Raw genomic sequence first — 23,226 nt, forward strand, 5'->3', positions numbered from 1 at the left:
GGGGCGGATCATGAAGATGAAGATGAAACTGCTGGACTACACCCTGATCAGCCTGCTGGCGGGGGCGACCCCGCTCGCAGTCGCGCAGGAGTCCGGGCAAGCCGCCACTCAGGCCGAGCAAGGCGCCGCCGAAGCGGTGAAGTGCACCGAGGCGGCCTGCAGCGGCGAAGACGGCCTGCTGTTCAAGCTGCGCACGCGCAGCTACAGCAAGCCGGTGACCGAGGGCACCAACAAGCAGTCCTCGTCCGAGGCGCTGCAGCCGGACCGCCGGGTGTCGGTGGCGCTGGAGCAGCCGGGCAAGGCGGTGGCGATCGGCAAGTGGTCGGTCAGCCTGCCCAACGGCGGGGTGATCTGGGCGACCGAGGACCCCACCCTCGGCCGTCCGGAGATGAACGTCAGCGCGACCAGCCTGGTCTCGTTCGACGGCACCCGGATCCTCAAGCCGGTGCGCTTCTACGCCTACAACAACTACTCCTCGTTCATCCAGCGCGCGGAAGTGCTGATCTACCGCGCCACCGACACCGACCTGGTCGATCCGCTGGCCAAGGTCGAGCTGCCGGTCGCCGCGGTCAGCGACGTGGAATGGGACGGTGCCCTGCCGGCCGGCTACGCCGCCCGCGCCGGCGACGAATTGCTGTACCTGGTGCGCGCCTACGGCGCCGACGGCAGCGTCGACGAGACCTACCCGCAGCGCATGCAGCTGGTGCGCCCGGAAGAGGCCGAGCGCGGCCTGCAGACCTTGCGCAACGCGATGGAGCGCAAGGACGGCACCGCGCTGGGCATCGACGAGGCGCAGCGCCGCAGCCTGACCGAATCGACCTTCGGCAGCAGCACCCTGCGTCAGCAGAACATCGGCATCTACGGCTCGCGCATTCGCATCCAGGGCCGCAACATCCCCGAGAACTACGCGGTCACCATCAACGGCCGCAGCTTCCCGGTCGACCTGGAGCGCAAGCTGGTCGCCGAGTACCTGGAGCCGATCGGCCGCCACCGATACGACCTGAAGCTCAAGGGCGAGGGCGGCCAGATCGAGCACACGCTCGACATCGACGTCAGCGGCCGCTACATGTTCGCCGTCGCGATCGCCGACCTGACCGCGTCCAAGGGCAGCACCTCCGGCTCGGTCGAACCGCTGGCCGGCGACGAGCACTTCGACAAGGACCTGGTGGTCGACGGCCGCCTGGCGTTCTATCTGAAGGGCAAGATCAAGGGCAAGTACCTGGTCACCGCCCAGGCCGACACCCGCGAGCGCGAAGTCGAGCAGCTGTTCAACGGCTTCTGGAAGGCCGATCCGCAGAACATCTTCCGCCGCCTGGACCCGGACCTGTACTACCCGGTCTACGGCGACGATTCGACCACCTACCGCGACGTCGACACCATGGGCCGGCTGTACGTCCGGGTCGACTGGGACAAGAGCCAGGCGTTGTGGGGCAACTACGACACCGGCATCACCGGCACCGAGTTCGGCCAGTACAGCCGCTCGCTGTACGGCGGCGCGCTGAACTGGCGCAGCCGCCGCAGCACCGCGCTCGGCGAGCCGGGCAGCGAGCTGCGCCTGTTCGGTTCCGAAGCGCAGACCGCGCCCGGCCACAGCGAGTTCCTCGGCACCGGCGGCAGCCTGTACTACCTCAAGCACACCGACGTGCTGCCGGGGTCGGACAAGGTCGTGCTGGAAGTGCGCGACGCCACCACCGGCCGGGTCGAGAACCGCATCGACCTGGTCCGCGGCGCCGACTACGAGATCGACGAGATGCAGGGCCGCCTGCTGCTGACCCGTCCGCTGGCGCAGGTGACCCGCGAGAACATCCCGACCCTGACCCGCGACGCGCCGCTGGACGGCTTCAGCCAGGTGCTGCTGGTCGATTACGAATTCGTGCCCAACGGCTTCGACGCCGACTCGGTGACCGCCGGCTTCCGCGGCAAGCACTGGTTCGGCGACCACGTCGCGCTGGGCGGCACCTACATCGACGAGAACCGCGCCGGCGAGGACTACACCCTCAAGGGCGCCGACCTGACCCTGCAGGCCGGCCGCGGCACCTACCTCAAGCTCGAGCACAGCCAGACCGAAGCCACCAGCGCGCCGATCTTCTACTCCGACAACGGCGGCCTGAGCTTCAGCGAGATCAACTCCGGCCTGGGCGCCCGCGAGGGCAGCGCCAGCGCGGTGGAAGCGCGCGCCAACTTCAAGGAACTGGGCTGGACCCAGCTGGACTGGTCGGCCGGCGCCTGGTGGCGCCAGGTCGACGCCGGCTACTCGATCTCGCGCTACGACATCGGCCAGAAGGTCGAGGAACGCGGTTTCGAAGTGCTGGGCCAGTTCAGCCCGACCTTCAACATCTACGGCCGCTACAGCCGCGCGACCCGCGGCGAGGACGCGCTGACCCAGGCCCAGCTGACCGGCGAATGGCGCATCACCGACGCCACCACCTGGGCGGCGGAAATCCGCCGGGTCGAGGAAGACCGCAACGGCCTGGACGCCGCCGGCGTGCTCGGCGCGTTGCAGTACAAGCACCGCTTCGGCAGCAGCTTCGACCTGTACGGCACCGCCCAGGTCACCCTGGACGACGACGGCGGCCGCTACCGCGACAACGACGCCTTCACCCTCGGCGGCAAGTACGTGTTCGGCAACCTGTCCAGCGTCGGCGCCGAACTGACCACCGGCGACCGCGGCGACGCGGCCCAGGTCAACGCCGAGTACCGCATCCAGCCCGACCACACCGTCTACGGCAGCTACACCTACTCGACCGACCGCACCGACTACGACCCGCTGTTCAACAACCGCCTGAACTCCGGCTGGACCCTGGGCCAGCGCTGGCGCCTGTCGAACCAGGTCAACATGTTCAACGAAAGCCAGTTCCTGAAGGCGCCGAACGAGTCCGGCCTGGCGCATACCTTCGGCATGGATTTCTATCCCAGCCAGGGCTGGAACATCGGCTTCACCCTGCAGAGCGCGACCCTGGACAAGGCGATCGGCGAAGTCGACCGGCGCGCGGTCAGCGTCAGCGGCGGCCACACCTCCAACGACACCCAGTGGCAGAGCAAGCTGGAGTGGCGCGAGGACCGCGGCGCCGAGCAGCGCGAGCAGTGGGTGACCACCAACCACATCACCCACAAGTTCAACGAGAGCTTCCGCGTCGCCGGCCGCTTCAACTACTCCAAGACCACCGACGAGCTGAACCCGCAGGCCGGGGCCAAGTTCATCGAAGGCAACGTCGGCTTCGCCTGGCGGCCGTGGAACACGACCAAGTACGCGCTGCTGGGCAAGTACACGTACCTGTACGACGTGTCGGCGCTGCCGCAGATCGGCGACAACGTGGCCTTCTACGACCAGAAGACCCAGGTGCTGTCGCTGGAGGGCATCTACAACCCGAACCACCACTGGGAGTTCGCCGGCAAGCTGGCGCGCCGCGAAGGCGAGGTGCGCTACGGCCGCCTGACCGGGCAGTGGGCCGATTCGGCCACGACCTTCGCCGCGGTGCAGACCCGCTACGAGTTCGCCGAAACCTGGCACGCGCTGGCCGAGTACCGCTGGCTCGACGTCAAGGACGGCGGCACCCGCCGCGGCTTCCTGGTCGGCGTCGACCGCGACATCGGCCGCAACTTCCGCGTCGGCGTCGGCTACAACTTCACCGAGTTCAGCGACGACCTGACCAACTTCGACTACGACCACAAGGGCTGGTTCTTGAACCTGGTGGGGACGTACTGATAGCGCCGATTGCCGCGAAACGATGCGGTCTCCGACGCGTGAGCCAGGGGGCCATCGGTCGCGATGAACTTGTCGCGACCGGCGGTCCTGCGGTCGGCGACACAGAGATAGTTGGAGACGGTGGCATGAGAATTCGCGCCCGTGTGGTTGTCTGCGTCGGCCTTGGACTGGCGAGCGGCGGCGTTGCGGCCCAACAGGGCATCGGCATCGGAAATGTGGCGACAGCTCCCGGTTTGATCGGGTCCGCGCACCCCAACACGGCCAATCGGGACTGCGCCGCGAATACCGTCGTTGTCGGCGGCCGCCATACGGACCGGGCGATAGGGCCGGCGAATTCCGCCGATGGCATGACCGTCGACTACGATCTGCGCTGCGGGAGCATCAGCACCGACGGCGTGAGCGTCACGGTCGCCAACGACGCCACGTTTACCGATTTCCCGACCTACGACCAACGAGACGTCACGTTGCAGAACACCTGCGCCGCGAACCAGGTCGTCGGTCGGGGCGGCGGTTACGATCGAGATTACCTCGCCCAAGGAACCTGGACCAGTTCCGTCACCCACGTGTGCTATGCCCTGGTCTTGGACGCCAACGATTGGGTCAAGCGCTCCGGCACCGCCTCCGCGACGCAACTCATCGGCAACAACGAGGCCTACGCGGTGCATACGCTTCGCGGCCCGTTCTGCGCCGATACCATCGATACCGTGAAAGTCGGCTATTTGGGGCGTTTGGGCGGCGAGGGCATCGACGGTGTCCAGCAGCGTTGCGGGCAGTTCATCCAGGCGCGCTTTTCCGCTGCGCTGAACTTCGTCGATTTCGCCTGGAGCACGGCCCTCGGCGGCGCCGGCTGGAACGCGCAGCTGACCCACACCAGCGGCAACATGGCGGTACGCACGCCGCGGCCGGCGGGGGTCAACGACCTCACGCAGTTCGAAGGCGCGAACGAGCTCTACGTGATCCCCGGCGCCGGCTATTCGGCCACCCCGATCGCGCCGGCCGGCATCGCCGCCAACACCTATGCGGTGACCACTCCCTGCACCAACGCCACCCGCACCGACGAACAGGACCTGGCCTGCCCGCTGGTGGTGACCGGCCTGCCCGACATCGCGGTCGCGCTGACCACGCCGACGCCGGCCTACAGCAACTACGGCCAGTTGCAGAACATCGTGCTGACCGCGACCAACGTCGGGCCCGGCGCCACCGATGGCGACGATGGCTTCACCGTGGTCGCGACCCTGCCGGCAGGCTGGACGGCCGGTGCGCTGCCGGCCAACTGCACTGCCAACGGCGCCAACACGGTCGTGACCTGCGCGCTCAACCCGACCCCGCTGACCGGCTCGGCCGCGCCCGGCGGCAACGGCGGCACGATCGGCTTCACCATTCCGGTGACGGTCAATTCGCCCACGCTCAGCGGCGCTTACACCGCCAATGCCGCGTTGGGCCGCAGCGTGCCCGATGGCGACGCAGATGCGACCAACAACGATTACAACACTGCCAACGACACCACCAGCGGGCCGTTGGTGTTCCAGAAGCAGCCGATCCTGCGCCTGCGCAAGGCGCTGCCGCTGGGACGGTTCGTCGCCGCGGATCAGTTCCAACTGGATATCGCCGGCACCGGCGGACCGGTCAGCGCCACCACCACCGGCAGCGGCACCACCGCCAGCGGCGAAGCGCTGCTCAACGGCAGCATCGGCGCGGCCTACACCCTGTCCGAGGCCGGCGCGGCCGGCGCCAACCTCGCCAACTACGCCAGCGCCTACAGCTGCAGCAACGCCCTGGCCGGTGGCCAGGCCCCGAGCGGCAGCGGCGCCAGTTTCAATCTCACCGCAGTGGCCGGCGACGATCTCACCTGCACCTTCAGCAATACCCGCACGCCCTTGGCCGATCTGGCGATCACCAAGACCAATACGCCGGTATCGGGGCCGTCCGATCAGAGCAACGACACGCTCAATCGTGGCGCGGCGACGACCTACACCATCGTGGTGACCAACAACGGGCCCGATACGGTGAACGGCGCGGTGCTCAGCGATCCGGCCGGCAATCGCAGCGGCTTGAGCTGCACCGCGCCGCCGGTCTGCACCGGTACCGCCTGTCCGGCGGGATTGACCTTGGCCCAGTTGGAAAGCGGCGTGGCGCTGGGCGCCCTGGCGAACGGCGCGTCGGTGACGGTGACGCTGAGCTGCAGCGTCAACTGAAGCCGGGCGCAACCGTTGGCCCTCGGGGCCGACCCGTATTCCGTCGCGACACACTGCCGGCTTCATCCGCGACGACCATCGCAGCGGTGGTTACGTCAGAAGCGTTTCGCGATGTGATGGCACATTCGTCTACTTCTTGCAGGGCCCGGCGTGGCAGTCGCCGGGTCCTGCAAGACCATTATCGAACGATACGCGCGCAGGTTCGGCTGTCGTCGCCGCGATTGCGGCGGCGGCGATGGCGGGCCGGCTTCAAAATACTGACGTGCACGGTCAATTAGCGACCGACAGCGTTCAGAAGATTAAGTTCCGATGCCGTTCGGCCATCGAAAAACGACGTTTTTCCCACCGCCGCACGCGGCAATCGGCGATGTAAACGTTTCACCGGTCTGTGTCGGATTTATGACTGGGGCTGCTTCTATCTTGTGACGGTTGGCACAAAGTTTGCAGTGATATGGATATCAGCACAATCTGCAAAACGTGATGCGTCCAATGCTTCCATCGTCGATCTCATCGCTTCGCGTCTGCGCCCGCAGCCGTGGCGTGAGCGCGCCGGTGCGTGGCGTCGGCCGTGTGTGGAGCAGCGCGAACCGTGGCATCGGTTCGTTCTTTCACGGCGACAGTGCGATCGGGTTCGCTTTTGATTCGGCGGGCTCAATGCTTGGTCTGCGTTACTTTCGGCTGCGCGAGCGGCGTGTGCGTGAGGATGCGCGCCGGTCTGTGTCGAGCCTCGGTTCGCGCATCGGCCACGCGAGTCGCAACCTCGAATCGAGCTGGATTCGCTCGCGAAAAAAGCGACGACGGCGTGTGGACGAATGTTCCTACCCGTTTGCCGATAAAGAACGGTAGCGTCTGGTAATCGTTGTCAATCCCCCAAGAGTACGTGCGTCCTGCCGGATGCCGTATTCACGATGTCGCTTTGCCTTGTGAAAGACAGCGGCGTCAAATACTTGTGAACACGCGCATGTCGATGCACATATCAATTTTTCATTTCGAATCGCCTCCGGCAGAACGCAGGCTTTCGCGGCTTGGTTTCGATTTCTCACTCGCAAACGGAAGTTCGTTCAATTCTGCGTTGCGTACCGGGGCGCGCTCCGGCGAGGGTACGGGCAGCGAGGCTTCGTCGATTCGATCGTCGATTCGAACGAGCGCAGTGGGTGGAATCGGGTGGAGCCCCCTGTCGCCGAAGCCGTCGCTGGACGCCGTGAGGAAAACGGATCAGTGGGTCCGGCCGCGACACGGGGGAAGGAATCTCCCATACACGTCGGTGCCGGCAGGCTCAACTGAAAAAGCGCCACGGAAGGCGGGCGCAGCCCGTACGTCCATGCCGGCCCTGGAGGTGCCGGCCATCGCGAATGTCGCCGACCGAAGTCGGCCGCTGCCCGAATCGAAGCAGTCCGATTCCAGGGAGGTCATGCACTGCGTCCAGTCGTCCGATCCGTATCGCGTGCGGGATATCGCCCGCCGCTGCGCGGCCGGATTCCCCCATAAGACCTCGAAATATAAGTAGAACGCCGTGTGCACTATCCATCCTTATAACGATCATGTTGACGATGTCGTGGATCAAACGGAGATCGCCGCGATGATTCCCGACGAACACGAAGAATCCATCTACACCCGGCTGGACGCAAAGCAGTGGGCGGCGATCGAAGCCGTGCTGCCGCGTACCGTCTATACCCGCAATACCGACACCGAGGACGCGCGTCGTTTCGTCGAAGCCGCGTTGTGGGTAATGGCGACCGGCCGGTTCTGGACTGAGTTGCCGCAGGCCGTCTACGGTCCCTGGCGCAAGAACTACGTACGCAGCAATCGATGGATTTATCGCGGCATGTGGCAGGCCGTGATCGGCGCGCTGGGTCAGGACAGTGAGCTGTCGACGATGATTTCGCGCTACGTGAAAACCCAGGTCGAACGACACCAGAAACTCGGCCGGCGCAACGATTTCCGCCTCGACGGCGAGGACTGAACCGGCGTTGCGCGTTATGCAGGCGGGTCCGCGGTGCGGCCCGGCCGGCCCCGACAGGAGCGCTGTCCGTACGGGGCGGCGGCGTTCCGGCGTCCGTTCGGGCGCGGGCCCGCCTGCTTCGCCCGGTCCGGTCGTCCGGCCGCCCGCGCCATCCACCCAGGGCCGCACAGGCGGTCGGGGCAGGGCTGGGCGATAATTGCCGCTCTGCGATCCGATCCGCGGCAGGCGGCGGGTCCTCTTCCGGCGGGCGCTGGCCGACCGCCTTCGATCAGGGCGGGACTATGTTGCAACTGGTGGGCTTCGACGGCGACGACACGCTTTGGCACAGCGAGGGGTACTACCAGGAGGCGGCGGTCGAGTTCGAACGCATCCTCTCGGCCTGGGTCGACATCGGCAACGCCGCCATCCGCCAGCGCCTGTACGCGGTGGAGCGCAACAATCTCGCTTTGTTCGGCTACGGCGTCAAAGGCATGGCCTTGTCGATGATCGAGGCGGCGATCGACATCACCCAGTCGCGGATCAGCGCGGCCGACATCCACCGTATCGTGGCTCTGGCCAAGGACCTGCTCGATCATCCGGTCGAGTTGCTGCCCGGCATCCGCGAGGCGGTGGAGGCGGTGGCGCGCGAGCACCGCATCGTGCTGATCACCAAGGGCGACTTGTTCCATCAGGAGAAGAAGGTCGCGCTCAGCGGCCTGGCCGACCTGTTCCACCGCATCGAGATCGTGTCGGAGAAGGACGAGGCGAGCTATTCGCGGGTCTTGGCCGAGTTCGGCGTGGCCCCGCAGGGGTTCGCGATGGTCGGCAACTCGCTGCGCTCGGACATCGAACCGGTCGTCGCCCTCGGCGGTTGGGGCGTGCACATGCCCTACCACGTGACCTGGGCGCACGAGATGGAACACGGCATGAGCGGCGAGCATCCGCGCCTGCAGACGGTCAGCGGCGCCGCAGCGATCGCCGAAGCGATCGCGCGCTTCGATCGCGGGGCTTAGGGCCGCTCGCCTCCGGCCGGATGGACGCCGGCTGCGATCGCCGGCGAGCACTCGACCGGGCGAACGACGGGCGCGCGAGCGTTTTCGACCGGATCGGGTCCAGCGCACCGGCCTGAATCGCGGCTGCGGTCGCGATTTTCTCCAGCAGCGTCCGACCTTATCGGTCCGCCTGTCGCGGACGTCGCCCGGCGATGGCGACATGCGGATGCGCCGTGTTGTGTGCTGCATTCGCGTCGCGCAAGGCGGGCGTCGTCGTCCGGTTCGACGCCGAAACTGTGCCGAATTTCGCGCCGCCGACGATGCGCGGAGCATCGTTCGCGTGCGCGATCCGCCTCGAAAAACGCCGCGCGACCGCATCGTGCGCGCGGTCGGCGGCGGCGACTAAGAACATTCCCCGTGCCCACATCCGGCGCAACGGCCTTTAATGCATATCGGCAGGCGGACGAGCCGCCGAGGGCCCAACACTTACGCGCAGCCCAGGGCGACGGCCCGGCGGTCGCAGGACAAACAGTCTTGGGCGGAAAGCCGCAATTCGAACAGGAGAGTTACATGGGTAAGAACGCCGGCGGCAAGAGCAATGGGGATGTCATCGACAAGGTCGAAAGCGAATTCGTGACGCCGCAGCACCGGCTTGCGATCGAAGAGGCTTCGGTCAAAGGCAAGTTCGCGGTCAGTTTCAGAGCGGCGGGCGCCGCCACGTTGGCCGCTCTCGAAGAAGGCGCGGCGGCCAAGGGGCACGACATTCTCGAGAAAACCATCAAGCAGTCGTCGCTCGCCAAGGCCTATCCGAACAACGCCGCGGAGATGCTGCAAAAGGTGCGCGAGGCCGGCATCGAGGGTTACGTCGGCCATTGGGACAAGGCCAGCGGAGAGCTGAAAGGCATCTATCTCAGCAGCGGCCACGGCTTGGGCGACAAGGTCCAGGGGAATATCTACCCCATCGACATGAACCGGCTGGACGAATCGCTGGCCCCGCTCAAGCAGAACCCGGGCTGGAAGGCGTTGCCGTTCACCGGCGACTACGACATGCACGACATGCTGACGTTCCGCGGTGCCGGTCGGCCGCATACGCCGTTGGTCGATTCCAAGGAGGAACTTGCGATCCGCAAGGGAATCAACCAGGCGGTCGCCGATGTCGACCCCCGGCGCCCGGTCGCGGATACCGAACACAACGTGATCCGCCACGGCCCGCAAGTGAACTTCTCCAGCTATATGCTCGACCGCGAAGCGGGAGTGGTGAAGCGCGACGGCGGCTTCCTCGGCGTGGTCGCCAGGCCCGGCGAGTTTCCGGTGGCGATGGTGGACCGCGGCAAATGGTCGATCATCAACGACTCGAACCAGCTGGCCGGTTACTACCGGAGCGTCGGCGCGCAGATCAAGGAAACCTGGAATCCCGACGGCGTCAGGACCTTCGCCGATGCGGACAAGCCGGGCATGGTGAAGTACGGCCGGCGCGACGAAACGCCCGCGAAACCGCCCGTTCCCGCCGCACCGAAGCCGGCCGGCAACGAGCCTTCCGCGGTGCTCGACCGTATGCTGACGGCCGCGCAGGGCGGCGACCGCGAAGCGTTCCGGCAGGCAACCCAGCAGGCCGCCGCAGCGGCGCCGGGGCGCGAGCTGCGCAACGAGGCGGCGGCGTCGGTCGACCGCCAGGAGCCGTCGCGGACTCAAGCGACGGCGCAACCGCAGCCCGTCGAACAGGCGCTGCCGGGCCCGAGCCAGCCGCGCGTGCGTTGAGCGGGCATCCGCGATCCGGCGCCGATGGGGTGCCGGGTCCGGATCGGAACCGGGATCGGGCAAATGCGGAACCGCCGTCGGAAAACGCCGTGATGCAGCAAGACGAGTTGACCGCGCTGATCGGCAGGACCGCGATCCTGATGGAGCAGTTCGAGCGCCGTTGCGAAGAAATCGAGGCGCATCAACGCACGCTGTGCGAGCAGTTGCAGCAGCTGTCGCAGCGCGCGGTGTGGGCGGTTTGCCAGGCGGCGGACGAGAGCTTGCGCGATCTGTCCGGGGCCGTGACCGGCAAGGTCGAGGACGGCCTGTCGCAACCGGTGGCGGCTTACGAACATCGCTTGCGCAAGGCCGGAACGCTGCTGCGGGAGGGTTCCCAAGGGCTGGCGGCGCAAATCGCCCGCTTGCAGTGGCTGCACCGGCAGTTGGTCTGGAAAGTGGTCGCCGTGGCGTTCGGCAGCCTGCTGTTGTTGCTGGCCGGCGGCGGCTGGTTGTCGTCGCGCTACCGGGCCGATATCGAACGTCAGCGGGTCGGGGCAGACCTGCTGCGCGCCTATAACCGGGCCGACGTGTCTCTGTGCGATGGACGGCTGTGCGCGAACGTCGATCTCAAGGGGCGGGCCTACGGTGAGGACAAGCAATACCGTCCGGTGCGGCCGCGGCGCTGAACCGTGCCTGGCGTGGGGCGGGCGGAGCAGGGCGTGTCGCGCTCGCGCCCGCGGCCCCCGCCGGCCGTTTCGAGGGCGCGGTTGGCGGGGGCGGGGCTTTCGGCACCGTCGCGCCGGGGGATGGGGCACCGTGTAGCCGGCGACGAGGCCGGCATTGCGTTCGCGTTGCGGTGCGTGCGGACGGGGTTCGACGGTCCGCCAGCCCCTGCGGGTTTCGAATCGCATGCCTGAATGCTTCGTGGGCGACCGGCGGGCCGGGCGCCTGCCTGGAGCGGCGGCGGGAGGCGGTTGCAGGCCTTGCGGGGCGCCCGTCCCAACCGCGACTGAGCGGCCGATGGCGACCCCGGAATTGTTCCAAGCCGGTTCACCGTGGCGAAGGCACATTCGCACCGTACCTGCCGCAGAGCAGGTCCCCCGAATGAGGAGACTGCCATGACCGTCCTGTCCCGCTGGCTTGCACCGTTCGTACTCGCCGCCGGTTTCGGCGCAGTCGCCATGGCGCCGGCGCCGGCCCGCGCCGACGACCTCGCCCGAGTGATCGTCGACATCGCCGACGTCATCGTCCGCAACAACACCCCGTACTACCGTTACGGCAATTTCGGCTACAACGACCGCCTGATCGTGGTCCGCGACCGCTACGGCCGTCCGACGTACTACCGCAACGTGCCGCGTTACGCCGACTATCGCTATCGTCCGGGCCCGCCGTACGGCGTCGCCCGCGGCTACTACAACCGCGATTGCAAGCACAACGGCAAGTGCCGGACCACTTACTACGACCCGCGTTACGACCGCCGTTACGATGGGCGCTATAGCCGTTACGACGACCGTTATCACCGCCACGATCGCCACGACCGGTACGGCCGCGACTACCGTTACGACGGCCGCCGCTGGCGCGATCGCGACGACGACTGAGTCCGTCGTCGTCCGGCCTCTCGCGACGGCGCCCTCGGGCGCCGTCGCCGCTTGAGTCGCGGCCGCCCCACGGCGCGAGCCGACCGCCGGCGCCGGCGGGTGCTAGCCTGCCGCTCGCGGTCCGTCGCCGCGACGCTGCCGTCCCGGAGCCGCTGCCGGCCGCGTTCCATCCCGAGCTGTCCACTTCGAGCCGTCCACCGACGGTCGTCCACTTCCGCGAGGCCCGCCATGCCGCATTCCAACCATCGTCGTTCGGTTAACCTCCGTCACCGCCTGGGCCTGGCCGCGGCGCTGGCGCTGGCCGCGACCGCCTTGCCGGGCGCCGCCAGCGCAGGCGGCTCGGTCGATTGCAAGCTCAAGTTCAACATGGCCGGCTGGTCGGTGTTCTACAAGACCGCCTCCGGCAACGGCACCATCACCTGCAGCAACGGCCAGAGCATGGCGGTGAAGATCAACGCCAAGGGCGGCGGGCTGAGCTTCGGCAAGTCGCGCATCGTCAACGGCACCGGCGAGTTCTCCGGCGTGCGCAACATCAGCGAGACCCTGGGCAGCTACGCCAGCGCCGAAGCGCATGCCGGCGCGGTGCGTTCGAGCAAGGCCCAGGTCATGACCAAGGGCGAGGTTTCGCTGGCCCTGGCCGGCACCGGCCAGGGCTGGGACGTCGGCGTCGCCTTCGGCAAATTCACGATCTCGCGCTGAACCGCCGCGCCCGGCGGGCGCGGGCGGGACCGGCGCAAGACCTCGGGAGGTCCGCCATGAACCACGCTTTCAAACGCCGTTTCTTCGCGCTCGCCGCGTCGGTCGCCGCGCTGATCGGCGCCGGCCCCTTGCCCGCGCAGCCAGCCGACAGCGGCTGGAGCCCGCGCAGCGGCGACGTCTGGGTCGATGCCTGGCTCGGCGACATCAACCGCTACGGCGCCCGCTATCGCGAGCCCTTCGTCGACGAGATGGTGCGCTACTACGGCGCGCCGCGCGAACTGGTCGGCGACTTGCTAGGCAATCGCGGTTGGACGCCGGGCGACGTCTATTACGCCTGCGCCTTGGCGCAAGTGTTGGGCCGACCCTGTCGCTACGTGGTCGACGAATGGAACCGCGACCACGCCCAAGGCTGGGGCGCAGTGGCGCAGCGGCTGGGCATCAAGCCGGGTTCGGCCGAGTTCCATCGGCTCAAGCGCGGCTTCGTGCCGACCTACGACCGCTGGGGCCGGCCGATCACCATCGACCGCGAACTGCGCCGCGACTACCCGAATCGGCCGTATCGCGATTACCCGCCGCCCGCGGCGACGGGCAAGGGCCGAGACAAAGCCAAAGACCCGGGCAAGCCGGCCGCCAAGGGCGCCAAGGCGCCGGCCAAGAACGAGCGCCGCTCCTGACACCGCCGACCGCGCAGGCGGGATGCGCGGTGGTCTCCTGCGCAGCGGCCGGGCGGTTCGCGCCCGGTCTATGATGCGGTCATGAACGACGCATCGCCCGGGCCCGGCCCGGCGCCGCTCTCGATCGCCGGCAATGTCCGCGTGGTCGGCTTCGAGCCGCGCTGGCGCGAGGATTTCGCCCGCCTCAACATCGAATGGCTGCAGCGCTGGTTCTCGGTCGAACCGATCGACCGCGAAGTGCTCGGCGACCCGGAAACCCATCTGCTCGCCGACGGTGGTCGGATCCTGTTCGCGGTCGACGACAGCGACCGAGTGCTCGGCACCGTGGCGCTGAAGCGCTACGACGATGGTCTGGTCGAACTGACCAAGATGGCGGTGAAGCCGGCGCTGCGCGGCGGTGGCATCGGTCGGCAGCTGATCGCAGGCGCGATCGCCGCCTTCCACGACATGGGCGGGCGCGAACTGTTCCTGGAGTCCAGCTCCAAGCTCGGCCCGGCGCTGCGCCTGTACGAAAGCGTCGGCTTCCGCCACCGCCCGGCGCCGCGGCCGGGCTCGCACTACCGGCGCGCCGACGTGTACATGGTCTGGGAAGCGGACGCCGCGGGCGATTAGAGGGATCAGGCCGGCGCGACGTCGGCCTGGCGCTGCTGCAGTTCCCACATCTGCGCATAGACGCCGCCGAGCGCGAGCAATTGCGCATGGCTGCCGCGTTCGATGATGCGGCCGGCGTCCATGACCAGGATCTGGTCGGCGTCCATCACCGTCGACAGGCGGTGGGCGATGACCAGGGTGGTGCGGCCGACCGCGAGCCGGTCCAGTTCGGCCTGGATCGCGCGTTCGGATTTGGAATCCAGGGCCGAGGTGGCTTCGTCGAAGATCAGGATCGAGGGGTTCTTGAGCAGGGCGCGGGCGATCGCCACGCGTTGCTTCTCGCCGCCGGACAGCTTGAGCCCGCGCTCGCCGACCGGGGTGTCGTAGCCGTCGGGCTGGTGGACGATGAAGTCGTGGATGTGCGCCGAGCGCGCCGCGGCCTCGACCTCGGCGTCGCTGGCCTCGGGCCGGCCGTAGCGGATGTTGTAGCCGATGGTGTCGTTGAACAGCACCGTGTCCTGCGGAACGATCGCGATCGAGCCGCGCAGCGAAGACTGGGTCAGCTGGCGCAGGTCGCGGCCGTCGATCTCGATCGCGCCGGCGTCGACGTCGTAGAAGCGGTACAGCAGCCGCGCCAGGGTCGATTTGCCCGAGCCGGAATGGCCGACCACGGCCACGGTGGCGCCGGCCGGGATGTCGAAGTCGATGCCTTGCAGGATTTCGCGCCGCGGGTCGTAGCCGAAGCGCACGCCGCGGAAACTCACCGTCGGCCGGCGCGCGTCCAGCACCTGCGCATCGGGAGCGTCGCGCACGTCCTGGCGCTCGTCGAGCAGGCCGAACAGCCGCTCCATGTTGGTCAGCGCCTGCTTCACCTCGCGGTACATCATGCCGAGCATGAACAGCGGCGCCGACAACTGCAGCAGATAGGCGTTGACCAGCACCAGGTCGCCGACGGTCATTTCGCCGGCGACCACGCCGCGCGCGGCCAGCCACATCATCGCGGTGACGCCGAGCGCGACCACCAGGCTCTGGCCGAGGTTGAGCACGGCCAGGGTCTTGATCGCCATGACCTGGGAGTTCTCCAGGTGGCGCAGGTTGTCGTCGTAGCGCAGCGCTTCGTGCTGCTCGTTGTTGAAGTACTTGACCGTCTCGTAGTTCAGCAGCGAATCGACCGCGCGCTCGTTGGCGCGGGTGTCGGCCTCGACCGAGGCGCGGTAGTAGCGGGTGCGCCACTCGGTCACCGAAAAGGTCCAGGCGGCGTAGGCGGCCAGGGTGCCGAGCGCGATCGCGGCGAAGCGCCAATCGTAGATCCACACCAGCACCGCGGTGACCATCACGATCTCGAACAGCACCGGGATGATGGTGTAGATGGTCCAGTCGAGCAGGTCGCCGATCGCACTGCCGCCGCGTTCGACGTCGCGGGCGACGCCGCCGGTGCGGCGGGCGAGGTGGAACTTGAGGCTGAGCCCGTGCAGATGGCGGAATACCTGCAAGGTCACCTGGCGCGAACTGCGCGCCATCACCCGCGCGAACACCACCTGGCGCAGTTCGGTGAACACGGTGACGCCGACCCGCGCCGCGCCGTAGGCCAACAGCAGGCCGACCGGCAGCAGCAGCGGAGTCGGCTGGATGTTGAGCCGGTCGATCAGCTGCTTCAGCGCCATCGGCACGTACAGATTCAGCAGCTTGGCCGCGACCACCATCGCCAGGGCGATCGCGATGCGGCCGACATAGGGGCGCAGATAGGGCAGCAGCGAGGCGATCACCGACCATTCGCCGCGGCGGCCGGCAGCGCGATCGACTGGCGCGGCGCCGTCGGTATCGGCAAGAGGGTCCGGAACGGGAGGAACGGCGGCCATGCGGTCCTGCGGCAGCGAGGGAAGGGCGCAGCATAGGACCTCGACTGTGCTCGAGGTCAAGCGCGGACGCCGCCGGGGTCGAATGCGGCCGGCGGACATGCCATTCTTGGGCCCCGCGGCGACGCCGGGGCAGCCGTTCGCGCCGTGGTCCGGGGCTGCGGCGCCTCAGCCCCAGCGTTCCAGCCCGCCGTTCAATCCCGCCGTCCAGCAAGGAGCTTCGCAGGCATGAGAGCCGTCGCCGCCGCCGCCGTATTGGCCGTTTCCGCATTCGCCTCCGCGCCGCAGGCGCGGGCCGCCGATGCCGAGCCGCGGACCCAGTCCTGCTTCCTGCTCTACGATCTCAGCGCCGGCAACATCGGCCGTCCGCCGACCCAGGCCTGCCAGCGTCAGGTCAGCCCGGCCGCGACGTTCGACATTCCCCATGCCCTGGCCGCGCTCGATGCCGGCCTGATGAAGGCGACCGCGAGCGGCAACGATCCGGGCGTGGAAAGCCTGCTGCGCTATTCGGCCGACGGTTATTTCATCGGCATCGCCGGCCGCCTCGGCCCGACCCGCGAGCGCGAGTACCTCAATCGTTTCGGCTACGGCAACGCCGACGTCGGCCGCGGCGCGGGCGCGTTCTGGAACGACGGCGCGCTGAAGATTTCGCCGAACGAGCAACTGGGCTTCCTGCAGCGGCTGTTCCGCAGCGAACTGCCGGTCGACCGCCAGGCCATGGCCGAAGTGCGTTCGGCGCTGCGCCAGCCTGCCGGCGTGGTGGTCGGCTCGTTCGGCGCGGCGCCGTTCGGGCCGATGCCGTGGCGGCACGATCTGATCGTCTCGGCCAAGAGCGGTTCGGTGGTGATGCAGGAGAAGAAAGAAGCGGTGCGCTGGCTGGTCGGCCATATCAAGCGCGGCACCCGCCAGATGGTGTTCGTCAGCTGCGTGACCGGGCCGCGCACCCTGCCGGAGAACGCCGCCGCTGTGCTGGCCAACCACGAGCTGCGCGAGGCGCGGGTGTTCTGAGCGGTGCCGGTTGCGGGGCGGGCCGGCCGCTCGGCGGGTCGGCTCCGAAGCCGGCGGATCTCGAGGGCGCGCGCCGACGTCAGTCGCGGCGGCGCACCCGCTCCCAATCCAGGCCGAAGCGCGCCAGGTACTTGCGCAGCCGGTCGGCGTCGTTGGTGCTGGCCCGTTGCGCGCGCGAGACCGCGAACAGTTCGCGTCCGGCCTGCGACAGCGAGGCCGCGCCGCGGCAGACCCGCAGTACGTCCTCGAGCTGGACCCGGTCGAAGCGGTCCAGCTCCGCGGCCTGCGCGCCGAGCAGGTCTTGCAGCAGCGACGGTCCGCCCGGTCCCGGGTCCTGCTCGCCGTCGTGCCACTGCCGGCGCAGACGCTGGATTTCTTCCTCGACCAGGTCGGTGCGGATGCGGCCGCCGTCGGCCAGGGTCGCCAGGCGCATCACCGACGCGCCCAGGTCGCGGAAGTTGCCGCTCCAGCGCGCCTCGCCGCTGCGGGCGAAGGCCAGATAACGCTCGCGCGCCTCGCGGTTGAAGGTGACCCGATGGCGGTGCTCGCGCGAATGCCGCTCCAGTTCGAACTCCAGGTTGGGCTCGATGTCCTCGGCGCGTTCGGCTAGGCCGGGCAGGCGGTAGGTCCATAGGTTCAGCCGCGCCAGCAGATCGTCGCGAAAACGGCCTTCGCGCACGGCCTGTTGCAGATCGCGATTGGTGCCGGCGATCAACTGGAAGTCGCTTTCGACCTCCTTGTCGCCGCCGACCGGCAGGAAGCGCTTCTCCTCCAGCGCGCGCAGCAGCATCGCTTGTTCGTCCTGGCCCAGTTCGCCGATTTCGTCCAGGAACAGCAGGCCCTGATGCGCCGAGCGCAGCAGGCCGGCGCGGTCGGCCGAGGCGCCGGTGTAGGCGCCCTTGATGTGGCCGAACAGCGTGCTCATCGCGCCGTCGCCGCGCAGCGTCGCGCAATTGACCTCGACGAAGCGTCCCGGCAGCTGGTGCTTCTGCTTTTTCAGCTCGAACACCCGCTTGGCCAACTGGCTCTTGCCGGCGCCGGTGGGGCCCATCAGCAGCATCGGCGACTTCGAGCGCGTCGCCACCGTTTCGATCTGCTCGATCATCCGGTTGAAAGCGGCGTTGCGGGTGGCGATACCGCTCTTGAGCAGTTCGCGGTCGTGCAGGCGTTGCTCGGCGAAACGCTGGGCCAGGCGGTCGTAACGCGACAGGTCCAGGTCGATCACCGCGTAGCTGCCCGGGGTCTGGCCGCTTTGCTTGCGCGGCGGCGCGGTCTGCAGCAACCGGCCCGGGAACAACCGGCTTTCGGCCAGCAGGAACCAGCAGATCTGGCTGACGTGAGTGCCGGTGGTGATGTGGACGTAGTAGTCCTCGCGCTCGGTGTCGAACGGGTAGGCGCGGACGAAGTCGTGCAGGGCGCCGTAGACGCTTTCGAAATCCCAGGGATCGGCGAGGAAGGTGTCGTGCCGGCGGACCTGGGTTTCCGGCGACACCAGGCCGAGATCGGCGACGACCGATTCTGCCAGCCGGCCGTAGCGGCGCTCGTCCAGCAGCAGCTCGACACGGTCCAGCAACAGGTCCTCGTGCATGCCCAGGGCCACGGTCGGCCGCCACTTTTCCCACCGTCCCGCGCCGGAGCCGGCATCGAGTTGGGTGCCGAGCATGCCGACCACGACCTGGCGTTTCATGGGCTATCCAAAAGTATAAGTTCGTATCTGAAAGTATAGGAATGCGGCCGGATAGAACGCCAATCGATCGATAGGTCTTGCATGAAATATGTTGTTAATCAACAGCTTGTGTTTTATGTCGGCAGGTTGGCACGGCGATTGCTCTAGTACAGGGCAAGTACGGACAGGCAGCATCCCCATCAGGGCTCGCAAGCGCCTGGGCCGGACGCCCGCAACGAAGAGAGCGAACCCCATGAACACCCAGAGCAGCCAGTACGACGTCATCCATGAGCAGGGCGCGGTGCCGATCAAGCACTGGACCCGCGGCGTGCCGCTGGAAGATGAAGCCCGGCGCCAGTTGCAGAACATCGCCAAGCTGCCCTTCATTCACCGCTGGGTCGCGGTGATGCCCGACGTGCACCTGGGCAAGGGCGCGACCGTGGGCTCGGTGGTGCCGACCGTGGGCGCGATCGTGCCGGCGGCGGTCGGGGTCGACATCGGCTGCGGCATGATCGCGGTGCGCACCACCCTGCACGCCGACGACCTGCCGGACCAGTTGGGGCCGCTGCGCGCGGCGATCGAGAAGGCGGTGCCGCACGGCCGCACCGCCGGCCGCGGCGTGCGCGACAAGGGCGCCTGGGCGAACCCGCCGCAGGCGTCGCTCGACCGCTGGTCGGCCTTGCACGAGGGCTTCGAGCGCATCGTCGCCAAGCACCCCAGGCTCGAGCGCAGCAACCATTTGAACCACCTCGGCACCCTCGGTACCGGCAATCACTTCGTCGAGGTCTGCCTGGACGAGGAGAACCGGGTCTGGTTCATGCTGCACTCCGGTTCGCGCGGCGTCGGCAACGCCATCGGCAGCCATTTCATCGAGTTGGCCAAGCAGGACATGCGCCGCTGGATGATCAACCTGCCGGACCAGGACTTGGCCTACCTGCCGGAAGGCAGCGACCACTACGCCGACTATGTGTTCGCGGTCGACTGGGCGCAGCAGTTCGCGCGCAGCAATCGCGAGATCATGATGCGGCACGTGGTCGAGGCGGCGCGCCGGGCGATCGACAAGCCGTTCCAGGCCCAGGCCGAGGCGGTGAACTGCCACCATAACTACGTCAACCGCGAGCATCACTTCGGCAAGGACGTGCTGGTGACCCGCAAGGGCGCGGTGAGCGCGCGCAAGGGCGAGCTGGGCATCATTCCGGGCAGCATGGGCACGAAGAGCTTCATCGTGCGCGGACTGGGCAACCCGGACAGCTTCCACAGCTGCAGCCACGGCGCCGGCCGAGTCATGAGCCGCACCGAGGCCAAGAAGCGGATCAGCCTGGAAGAGCACGCCCAGGCCACCGCGCACGTGGAATGCCGCAAGGACGCGGAGGTGGTGGACGAGTCGCCGGCGGCGTACAAGTCGATCGACGCGGTCATGGCCGCGCAGAGCGACCTGGTCGAGATCGTGCATACCCTGCGCCAGGTGGTGTGCGTGAAGGGTTGAGCCGGCGCGCCAGGGGCGCGCGGCACGACGAACGACAAGAAACAAGGAGCAAGGGCGGCCGGAGGCTCGCCCGAAAGTCATGGACCGCAAGATGGAAACGATACAAATCAGCGGCATCGAGGGCGGCGGGCAATTGCTGCGCACCGCCCTGAGCCTGAGCCTGTGCACCGGCACGGCCTTCGAAATGCAGCATATCCGCGCCCAGCGTTCGCGCCCGGGCCTGATGCGCCAGCATCTGACCGCGGTCGGCGCGGCGGCGCAGGTCGGCCGCGCCCACGTCGACGGCGCCCAGCTCGGCGCGACCGAGCTGCGCTTCATTCCGGGCGAAGTGCGTTCCGGCCGCTACCGCTTCTCGATCGGCACCGCCGGTTCGGCGACGCTGGTGCTGCAGACCGTGCTGCCGGCGCTGTGGCGCTGCGCGGAGCCGTCCGAGCTGAGCATCGAAGGCGGCACCCACAACCCGCTCGCGCCGAGCGCGGACTTCATCGCTACGACTTACTTGCCGGCCTTGCGTCGGTTCGGCGTGGAAGTCGACTTCGCTCTGCGCAGCTACGGTTTCTACCCGGCCGGCGGCGGCAGCGTGCAGGCGCTGGTGCGCCCCTGCGCGCAATTGCAGGTACAGACCTTCGCGCGGCGCGACCCGGCGCCGCGCCTGGAGGCGGCGGTGCTGCTGTCGGCGCTGCACGACGAAATCGGCCAGCGCGAGCTGCGCGTGCTCGGCGAACGCTGGGGCCTGGGCGAGGCGCAGCTGCAACTGCGCCGCGTCGCCCAGGCGCACAGCCCGGCCAACGTGTTGAGTCTGCGCGTCAGCGGCGAGGACCAGCACACCGAGTTGTTCACCGCCTTCGGCGAGCGCGGCGTCAGCGCCGAACAGGTCGCTACCGGCCTGGCGCGGCAGGTTTCGGCCTACCTGGCTTCGCCGGCCGCGGTCGGCGAGCACCTGTCGGACCAGTTGCTGTTGCCGATGGCCTTGGCCGGCGGCGGCGAGTTCACCACCGCGGCGATCAGTGCGCACCTGGCGAGCAATGCCCGCCTGATCGAGAAATTCCTGCCGGTGGAGATCGACTGGACGCGCGAGGCCGAGGATGTCTGGCGAGTGACGGTGCAGTCCTGAGCGCAATGAAGGCGCGGCGGCGTTCGCCGTCGCGCCGGAGCGCGCGGTCAAGGCGTGCGCGGCGCCATGCCGCCGGCCGCCGCGGCCGGGTTGGCGACGCCGGCGCGCAGCCGCACGGCGACGGTGCGGCCGGCGATCGCGGCCGTAGGTTTGTGGGCGATCACCAGGCGCGCTTTCAGGTAGTCGGCGTACAGCGTGTCGGCGCCTTGCCAGCGCAAGTCGACGCCATAAGCGCTGGCGTTGCGGGTGGCGCCGTGCAGTTCGGCCAGCGCCGGCGCGGCGCGCCAGTCTGCGCCGTGGGCGACCACCCGGATCCGGTACACGAACGAGGCGGTGGCGCCGGGATTGGCCTCGGTCAGCACCGCATCGGCGCGCGCGTCGGGCGAAGCGACGCGCGCGACTTCGACATCGGCTGCGGCCGGATCGCGCGCGCAGCCGGCGATCAGCGCCAGCGACAAGGCGGCGACGGCGGCCCAGCGGCGATGCAGCGTGGTCATGGCGAACGGTCTCGGGTGCAGGGCGATGCCGCGCGGCATCGGTGCGGCCAGCATAGAGCACGTGCGGCGCCGCCGGCGCGAAACGAAAACGCCGGCTGGGCCGGCGTTTTCGCAACCGATCCGGCCGGCGCTGCGGTCAATCCGACCACACCCGCCACATGCCCGAGTTGTAATACTCGTAGCCGGCCTTGATCTGCGCCTGGTCGCGCGGATCGTCGCCGTAGCTGCTGTCGCCCAGGTCGTAGGGCTTGCCCCAGCCGTCCTGGGTGGTGTTGGATTCGATCTGCACGTAGCCGGCGCCACGCAATCCGATCTGCTCGGGGATGTCCATCGCCGCGGCGATCACGCCGAAGTGGAAGTTGCCGTAGTTCTCGTACTGCGCGCCCTGGGTCTTGAAGTCCCACGGGCCGCCGCCCTGTACCTGCTCCTTGAACCACAGCATGTCGCCCGGGTTCGGGAACTCGTGCTTGTGGGTGTCGGCGATGTTGGCGTCCATCGACACGCCCGGAGGCGCTTCGGGCACGTTGATCAGCCCAGCCTTGGAGGCCTCTTCCATGCTCAGCACCTTGCCCATCGCCTGGGCCACGCCGTCGATGCTGGCGCCGGCGCCGAGCAGGCCGACGTCGTCGTTCTGCATGGTCTTGAGCTGCGGCATCGCCGCTTCGAACACCGCGGTGCGGGTCGGCAGGTCGGCGCCCTGGGCGGCATTGAGAATGCCGGTCAGGGCGCTGGGGTCGTACTGGTTGGTGCCGGCCGTGCGGCCGCTGAAGTCGACGATATGGCGCCGGCCCATGGCCACGCTCATCACGTCCTGCAGTTGTTCCTTGCTCAGCGAACCGACCGCTTCCTGGAACGCGGCCGGGTCGTTGCCGAGGCTGGCCAGTACCTTGCCGACCGCGACCGTCTCCGCATTGCCCCAGGTGCCCTGGGTGGCGCTGTACTCGTCGCCGATATCGCCCTTGACCGCGTCGATGAAGCCGGTCTTGGCGTCGCTGCTGCCGTGGCTGGCGATCGCGTCGGCCAGCGCTTCGCGGCCGCCGTTGTCGCCGTCGAAGGCGCGCACGAAGCGCGCGGTCTGGGTCGCGTCCATGCCTTCGGCGAGCTTGTTGAACAGATCGCTGCGCTCGCCCTTGCTCAGCGAGCCCATCATGCCGTCGATTTCCTGCGTCCAGTTCTTGATGTCGTCGTCGCTGAGCTTGCTGATGAACTCGTTGCGTTCTTGCGGCGAGAGTTTGTCGACCTCGGCGCTGATCGCGTCGAGGTCTCCCTTGCTGACGTCCCAGTCCAGCAAGCCCTGGCTGAGCCGGTCTTTGGCGGTGGATACGGCGGAGTCGACGCTGCTCATGGGGGAGCTCCTGGCGAAAGTGGCGGCGGCGCTCGCGGCGCGCCGGCGCGGTGCGGTACCGCAATGCAGGGCAGGCTAGGGCGACAGGCGGGCGGCGCGCATTCAGGGGTGACCCTAGGC

Annotated in this window: 19 protein-coding genes; 13 read left to right on the forward strand and 6 right to left on the reverse strand. The window is 68.2% G+C overall.

Translation table 11 applies throughout. The features are described 5' to 3' along the window. The first annotated feature begins 16 nt into the window (after window positions 1–16). The gene (locus V2J18_RS03850; protein WP_336131044.1) at window positions 17–3,706 is read left to right on the forward strand and encodes a TonB-dependent receptor; all 3,690 of its coding nucleotides are present in this window, start codon (window positions 17–19) and stop codon (window positions 3,704–3,706) included. Here V2J18_RS03850 and V2J18_RS03855 read toward each other — a convergent pair. Then, window positions 3,661–4,014 carry a hypothetical protein gene (locus V2J18_RS03855; protein WP_336131045.1) on the reverse strand — a complete coding sequence of 118 codons (354 nt, stop codon included), beginning with the start codon at window positions 4,012–4,014 and terminating at the stop codon, window positions 3,661–3,663. The genes V2J18_RS03850 and V2J18_RS03855 overlap by 46 nt on opposite strands. 39 nt (window positions 4,015–4,053) lie before the next feature. Here V2J18_RS03855 and V2J18_RS03860 point away from each other — a divergent pair, with 39 nt between their 5' ends. The 3 genes from V2J18_RS03860 to V2J18_RS03870 all read left to right on the forward strand — a co-directional run bounded on the left by V2J18_RS03860 (window position 4,054) and on the right by V2J18_RS03870 (window position 8,856). Further along, the gene (locus tag V2J18_RS03860; RefSeq protein ID WP_064747814.1) at window positions 4,054–5,901 is read left to right on the forward strand and encodes a prealbumin-like fold domain-containing protein; all 1,848 of its coding nucleotides are present in this window, start codon (window positions 4,054–4,056) and stop codon (window positions 5,899–5,901) included. 1,579 nt (window positions 5,902–7,480) lie between these two features. Beyond that, entirely contained in the window at window positions 7,481–7,864 is a 384-nt protein-coding gene (locus V2J18_RS03865) for a transposase (RefSeq protein WP_141233455.1), read from the forward strand. Between the two features lie 281 nt (window positions 7,865–8,145). Further along, the gene (locus V2J18_RS03870) at window positions 8,146–8,856 is read left to right on the forward strand and encodes an HAD family hydrolase (protein ID WP_064747816.1); all 711 of its coding nucleotides are present in this window, start codon (window positions 8,146–8,148) and stop codon (window positions 8,854–8,856) included. Window positions 8,857–9,013: 157 nt separating this feature from the next. On the opposite strand, the gene V2J18_RS03875 is transcribed toward V2J18_RS03870, so the two are convergent. Beyond that, window positions 9,014–9,247, reverse strand: coding sequence for a hypothetical protein (locus V2J18_RS03875; protein ID WP_141233456.1), 234 nt, complete (start codon window positions 9,245–9,247; stop codon window positions 9,014–9,016). 122 nt (window positions 9,248–9,369) lie between these two features. Between V2J18_RS03875 and V2J18_RS03880 the strand changes: the two genes are divergently transcribed. From V2J18_RS03880 to V2J18_RS03905, 6 genes are all read left to right on the forward strand, one after another. Next, the gene (locus V2J18_RS03880) at window positions 9,370–10,593 is read left to right on the forward strand and encodes an Insecticial toxin (protein ID WP_186442574.1); all 1,224 of its coding nucleotides are present in this window, start codon (window positions 9,370–9,372) and stop codon (window positions 10,591–10,593) included. Between the two features lie 107 nt (window positions 10,594–10,700). After that, window positions 10,701–11,258: a relaxation protein gene (locus V2J18_RS03885; RefSeq protein WP_425605936.1), complete on the forward strand. Its 558-nt coding sequence runs from the start codon at window positions 10,701–10,703 to the stop codon at window positions 11,256–11,258. 432 nt (window positions 11,259–11,690) lie between these two features. After that, window positions 11,691–12,170: a hypothetical protein gene (locus V2J18_RS03890; RefSeq protein ID WP_336131046.1), complete on the forward strand. Its 480-nt coding sequence runs from the start codon at window positions 11,691–11,693 to the stop codon at window positions 12,168–12,170. A 228-nt stretch (window positions 12,171–12,398) separates the two neighbouring features. Further along, on the forward strand, window positions 12,399–12,869 hold the full coding sequence (locus V2J18_RS03895) for a hypothetical protein (RefSeq protein ID WP_064747819.1): 471 nt from the start codon (window positions 12,399–12,401) through the stop codon (window positions 12,867–12,869). A 56-nt stretch (window positions 12,870–12,925) separates the two neighbouring features. Next, window positions 12,926–13,543: a hypothetical protein gene (locus tag V2J18_RS03900; RefSeq protein ID WP_064747820.1), complete on the forward strand. Its 618-nt coding sequence runs from the start codon at window positions 12,926–12,928 to the stop codon at window positions 13,541–13,543. Between the two features lie 81 nt (window positions 13,544–13,624). Next, window positions 13,625–14,155, forward strand: coding sequence for a GNAT family N-acetyltransferase (locus tag V2J18_RS03905; RefSeq protein WP_064747821.1), 531 nt, complete (start codon window positions 13,625–13,627; stop codon window positions 14,153–14,155). Window positions 14,156–14,160: 5 nt separating this feature from the next. On the opposite strand, the gene V2J18_RS03910 is transcribed toward V2J18_RS03905, so the two are convergent. Continuing rightward, window positions 14,161–15,993, reverse strand: a complete 1,833-nt coding sequence (locus tag V2J18_RS03910) for an ABCB family ABC transporter ATP-binding protein/permease (protein WP_336131048.1) — start codon at window positions 15,991–15,993, stop codon at window positions 14,161–14,163. Between the two features lie 225 nt (window positions 15,994–16,218). Here V2J18_RS03910 and V2J18_RS03915 point away from each other — a divergent pair, with 225 nt between their 5' ends. Next, window positions 16,219–16,998, forward strand: a complete 780-nt coding sequence (locus tag V2J18_RS03915) for a penicillin-binding transpeptidase domain-containing protein (RefSeq protein ID WP_064747823.1) — start codon at window positions 16,219–16,221, stop codon at window positions 16,996–16,998. Window positions 16,999–17,077: 79 nt separating this feature from the next. On the opposite strand, the gene rtcR is transcribed toward V2J18_RS03915, so the two are convergent. After that, window positions 17,078–18,685 (reverse strand): RNA repair transcriptional activator RtcR, encoded by a 1,608-nt coding sequence (gene rtcR / locus V2J18_RS03920; RefSeq protein WP_336131049.1) that lies wholly within the window; start codon window positions 18,683–18,685, stop codon window positions 17,078–17,080. A gap of 232 nt (window positions 18,686–18,917) precedes the next feature. On the opposite strand from rtcR, the gene V2J18_RS03925 reads away from it, so the two are divergent. Together V2J18_RS03925 and rtcA are read left to right on the forward strand one after the other, a co-directional pair. Beyond that, complete coding sequence (locus V2J18_RS03925; RefSeq protein ID WP_336131050.1) at window positions 18,918–20,150, forward strand: RtcB family protein; 1,233 nt, start codon at window positions 18,918–18,920, stop codon at window positions 20,148–20,150. A 91-nt stretch (window positions 20,151–20,241) separates the two neighbouring features. Further along, window positions 20,242–21,264 (forward strand): RNA 3'-terminal phosphate cyclase, encoded by a 1,023-nt coding sequence (gene rtcA, locus V2J18_RS03930; RefSeq protein ID WP_336131051.1) that lies wholly within the window; start codon window positions 20,242–20,244, stop codon window positions 21,262–21,264. A gap of 47 nt (window positions 21,265–21,311) precedes the next feature. Here rtcA and V2J18_RS03935 read toward each other — a convergent pair whose 3' ends face one another. Both V2J18_RS03935 and V2J18_RS03940 read right to left on the reverse strand, forming a co-directional pair. After that, complete coding sequence (locus V2J18_RS03935; protein ID WP_336131052.1) at window positions 21,312–21,761, reverse strand: hypothetical protein; 450 nt, start codon at window positions 21,759–21,761, stop codon at window positions 21,312–21,314. 136 nt (window positions 21,762–21,897) lie between these two features. Further along, window positions 21,898–23,106: a polymorphic toxin type 44 domain-containing protein gene (locus tag V2J18_RS03940; protein WP_064747827.1), complete on the reverse strand. Its 1,209-nt coding sequence runs from the start codon at window positions 23,104–23,106 to the stop codon at window positions 21,898–21,900. Window positions 23,107–23,226 lie beyond the last annotated feature (120 nt).

This window comes from Lysobacter firmicutimachus, assembly GCF_037027445.1.
GTDB lineage: Bacteria > Pseudomonadota > Gammaproteobacteria > Xanthomonadales > Xanthomonadaceae > Lysobacter > Lysobacter firmicutimachus.

What these genes read in the sequence shown, in the direction of transcription:
- rtcA (WP_336131051.1), top strand. Translation starts at nt 20,242, where the DNA reads ATGGAAACGATACAAATCAGCGGCATCGAGGGCGGCGGGCAATTGCTG.
- V2J18_RS03910 (WP_336131048.1), bottom strand. Translation starts at nt 15,993, where the DNA reads ATGGCCGCCGTTCCTCCCGTTCCGGACCCTCTTGCCGATACCGACGGC.
- V2J18_RS03905 (WP_064747821.1), top strand. Translation starts at nt 13,625, where the DNA reads ATGAACGACGCATCGCCCGGGCCCGGCCCGGCGCCGCTCTCGATCGCC.
- V2J18_RS03870 (WP_064747816.1), top strand. Translation starts at nt 8,146, where the DNA reads ATGTTGCAACTGGTGGGCTTCGACGGCGACGACACGCTTTGGCACAGC.
- V2J18_RS03890 (WP_336131046.1), top strand. Translation starts at nt 11,691, where the DNA reads ATGACCGTCCTGTCCCGCTGGCTTGCACCGTTCGTACTCGCCGCCGGT.
- V2J18_RS03900 (WP_064747820.1), top strand. Translation starts at nt 12,926, where the DNA reads ATGAACCACGCTTTCAAACGCCGTTTCTTCGCGCTCGCCGCGTCGGTC.
- V2J18_RS03855 (WP_336131045.1), bottom strand. Translation starts at nt 4,014, where the DNA reads ATGGCGGCCGCCGACAACGACGGTATTCGCGGCGCAGTCCCGATTGGC.
- V2J18_RS03895 (WP_064747819.1), top strand. Translation starts at nt 12,399, where the DNA reads ATGCCGCATTCCAACCATCGTCGTTCGGTTAACCTCCGTCACCGCCTG.
- V2J18_RS03935 (WP_336131052.1), bottom strand. Translation starts at nt 21,761, where the DNA reads ATGACCACGCTGCATCGCCGCTGGGCCGCCGTCGCCGCCTTGTCGCTG.
- V2J18_RS03850 (WP_336131044.1), top strand. Translation starts at nt 17, where the DNA reads ATGAAGATGAAACTGCTGGACTACACCCTGATCAGCCTGCTGGCGGGG.
- V2J18_RS03865 (WP_141233455.1), top strand. Translation starts at nt 7,481, where the DNA reads ATGATTCCCGACGAACACGAAGAATCCATCTACACCCGGCTGGACGCA.
- V2J18_RS03860 (WP_064747814.1), top strand. Translation starts at nt 4,054, where the DNA reads ATGACCGTCGACTACGATCTGCGCTGCGGGAGCATCAGCACCGACGGC.
- V2J18_RS03915 (WP_064747823.1), top strand. Translation starts at nt 16,219, where the DNA reads ATGAGAGCCGTCGCCGCCGCCGCCGTATTGGCCGTTTCCGCATTCGCC.
- rtcR (WP_336131049.1), bottom strand. Translation starts at nt 18,685, where the DNA reads ATGAAACGCCAGGTCGTGGTCGGCATGCTCGGCACCCAACTCGATGCC.
- V2J18_RS03940 (WP_064747827.1), bottom strand. Translation starts at nt 23,106, where the DNA reads ATGAGCAGCGTCGACTCCGCCGTATCCACCGCCAAAGACCGGCTCAGC.
- V2J18_RS03875 (WP_141233456.1), bottom strand. Translation starts at nt 9,247, where the DNA reads ATGTTCTTAGTCGCCGCCGCCGACCGCGCGCACGATGCGGTCGCGCGG.
- V2J18_RS03925 (WP_336131050.1), top strand. Translation starts at nt 18,918, where the DNA reads ATGAACACCCAGAGCAGCCAGTACGACGTCATCCATGAGCAGGGCGCG.